At 38.4% G+C, this 3115-nt stretch carries 2 protein-coding genes; both read left to right on the top strand.

Features of this window, described 5'->3' with window-relative positions; translation table 11 throughout:
- The first annotated feature begins 147 nt into the window (after positions 1 to 147).
- Positions 148 to 1443: an ATP-binding protein gene (locus DW657_RS16915; protein ID WP_118313518.1), complete on the top strand. Its 1296-nt coding sequence runs from the start codon at positions 148 to 150 to the stop codon at positions 1441 to 1443.
- Positions 1444 to 1826: 383 nt separating this feature from the next.
- Positions 1827 to 3044: a hypothetical protein gene (locus DW657_RS16910; RefSeq protein ID WP_118313517.1), complete on the top strand. Its 1218-nt coding sequence runs from the start codon at positions 1827 to 1829 to the stop codon at positions 3042 to 3044.
- The last annotated feature ends 71 nt before the right edge of the window (positions 3045 to 3115 follow it).

Raw genomic sequence — 3115 nt, 5'->3', positions numbered from 1 at the left:
GTGACAACTTTTTCACGTATAAGACACTTATCCTCGAAAAAGTGTATGATTTAACATTTGTTATCATCGAAAAAGTGTGCAATTTTCTTGTTTTTATCATCGAAAAAGTGTATCTTTGCAGCTGAAATATTTAAAATACAGATAGTTATGAAAAGAAAGATATACAAACAGCTCTTGAAATGGAAAAGAAATGTGGACAGAAAGCCCTTGATGTTACTAGGTGCCAGACAAGTAGGTAAGACTTGGATTATGCAACACTTTGGAGAAAAGGAATACAAAAACGTAGCATATATCAACTGTGACGATGAGCCAAGAATGAAACAGCTCTTTGAGCTCGATTACAACATAGACAGAATCCTCATCACCATCCAAGCCATTACTGGTGTCAGGATTACTCCTGCTGACACTCTCATCATCTTGGATGAAATACAGGAGATTCCGAGAGGACTCCACAGTTTGAAGTACTTTTGCGAAAAAGCTCCCGAATACCATGTCATGGTAGCAGGGTCCCTACTTGGGGTTACCCTTGGTAAGGGAGAGTCGTTCCCTGTTGGAAAAGTAGATATGCTTACCATGTACCCTATGGATTACGAGGAATATCTTGATGCTACCGGCAATGAAGGATGGATAGAATTACTCCATTCCAAAGACTGGGGACTTATCGACATCATGAAACCCAAGATGACGGAATTGCTCCGACAATATTACTTTGTGGGCGGCATGCCAGGAGTGGTAAGCAAATTCATCGAAAATACAGACTTGCAGCAGGTTCGCACCCTGCAGCGTGATATTCTGGAAGCCTATCGCAGGGATATTTCCAAACATACTTCAGCTGCGGAATCTACAAGAATCCGGGAGGTACTTGATTCGCTTCCTTCTCAACTGGCACGTGAAAACAAGAAATTCATCTATGGAGCTGTGCGCAAAGGTAGCAGAGCCAAGGATTTTGAACTGGCCATACAATGGCTGGTAGATGCCGGCATTGTGTATAAGGTGAGCCGCATCAAGGAACCTAAAATGCCCCTCAAGTTTTATGAAGACATGGATGTCTTTAAACTGTTCTTATTAGATTGTGGTCTTCTGGCATGCATGACGGATGTCTCAGCAGATCAGATGCTGATAGGTGACAATGTATTCACAGAGTTCAAAGGTGCATTTACAGAGCAGTATGTGCTACAGCAACTATTGGCCTTGGGACTTAAGCCCTATTACTGGAGCAATACCAAGACTCCTTCGGAGATTGATTTCGTCATTCAAGACAGCCAGAGGGTTATACCTATCGAAGTAAAGGCTGAGGAAAACGTACGTGCCCGTTCCCTGGCCCAGTTCATCAAAGACAACCCTGGGCTGAAAGGACTGCGCATCTCCATGAAAGGATATGTAGATCAAGAATGGATGGAAAACATCCCTCTCATAGCCATTGGTACGTATTTTGAAAAATAATATTTTAAGAATTATACGGCTTTTCAGTCAGAATGGAACAAACTTAAGACTATTCTATAAGTTAGCTCGGACTGAAAAGCCATTCTTTGTTAACGTTTAAATCTTAAAAATTAACTATTGTTTAATTCTTAAATTTACACTAAAACACTACTTTTGTGGCAACTTTTGGAATCGGCAGAAACTTAAAATTTCCAAAAACAAATCATAAAATACAGAATATCAAAGACTTAGCATTTTTTAACGCAAGAAAAGTGATCCATTTCGTTTTATTTCCGTAATCTTTTCGTAACTTTGCAAATGAAAGCAGGATATCCTCACGCACACCCCTATATAAAGGTGTACGAGACCATAACTGCAAATTATTAACTTAAAAATAATAGCGAATGAGGTATACCAGCGTATTAGATGCTTCTGAGCAAAGCTTTCAGAACCTTATCAATGATGCAGAGGACTTTGAAAACGATAAGATCTTTGCATCCATCAGAAGTCGTGATTATGACGAGAGTGATATCAATTTAATCAATGCTGAAGTAAGAATCAGCATTGCCAAAATAGATAAAGAATACATCTCTTTAGAAAAATTTTCTAAAGAGTTCAATAAGTTATATGCCACCGACCACAACCAATGCTACGACACAGCTCTTAAGCTTTGTCGAAAACTGAGAAGTACATTAGCTGGAACAAAGAAACTTTTTAGAAAGATGTGTCCCATCATTCGCAAGAAGGCTGGAGGTAATGGAACAGAAAAGAAGCTATCTGTTTTTAATCACTCATACTTAACAGGTCTTACATTCGAAAGAGATATGTTTGGCTTGGAAAGCTACCCAGATTGCGTGAAAGATCTATGCTGTTCTGTTAGCTTATTTTTTTGTAAGCTAACGGGCGTAATGGCTCTTTGTAGAGAAATTATTGCAAAGGAGAATTACATCAGAAGCCATCCTGACTTATGTTACAAGATTTATAAGGATAACTATGACAATGTTGCTAAAACGTCGAGAGATTTCATTAAGATCTTAGAGAATACCGGCGGTGTCACATATCCGATGAATAGTTTGAAGGAAAGAATGGATAAGGCAAAGTCTTTGCAACAAGTCATCTGCGATTGTTTTCATACCTATAACGTGAGCCAGTTTCAAAATTTCGTCATTTTCGATGCCATTGAAAAGGGTAAGAAGGATGATTTGAGTCCTACAGAATCTCTTCTATGGCCTGACAATCATGACTTTGCTAAACAAGTAAGATTCGTAATTACCCATCTTGATAATTTGATAGAACCCTGCAAACTCGCAGGACTAAAGGTTCTTGGAAGAACAGATAAGAAGGAGGGGAAACATCATATCTATGGTCCCATCATAGTAATGCTGATGGAATGGGCTGGAATTACAGGAACTGGCAAAGAAGCAAAATTCAACAGATATTTCAGTAAAACGTATCATTGTAATCTGCTTCCACCAGGCAATTCGGGTACTAATGGTGCAAAGAACCATAAAAAATATACCCAGGAAGAATATAATTTGTTCGTGAGCAAAGTAGGAGAACTTACTAAAGACATGAATAAAGCGATGAACATTCCTATCAGTTCTATCGCATATGCCAATTAATCATTTTTACTTCATCAGAAGAATATTATCTGTATTTTTACTGACAATACTCTGTTAATTCTTATGTAATC

Origin of the sequence: Prevotella sp. AM23-5 (assembly GCF_003473645.1) — a bacterium.
Taxonomy (GTDB): Bacteria; Bacteroidota; Bacteroidia; order Bacteroidales; family Bacteroidaceae; genus Prevotella; species Prevotella copri_A.
This window is presented reverse-complemented; position numbering and strand designations above follow the sequence as displayed.

Excerpts from the sequence above, each read along its gene's own strand:
- DW657_RS16915 (WP_118313518.1), top strand. The coding sequence starts at position 148 with ATGAAAAGAAAGATATACAAACAGCTCTTGAAATGGAAAAGAAATGTG.
- DW657_RS16910 (WP_118313517.1), top strand. The coding sequence starts at position 1,827 with ATGAGGTATACCAGCGTATTAGATGCTTCTGAGCAAAGCTTTCAGAAC.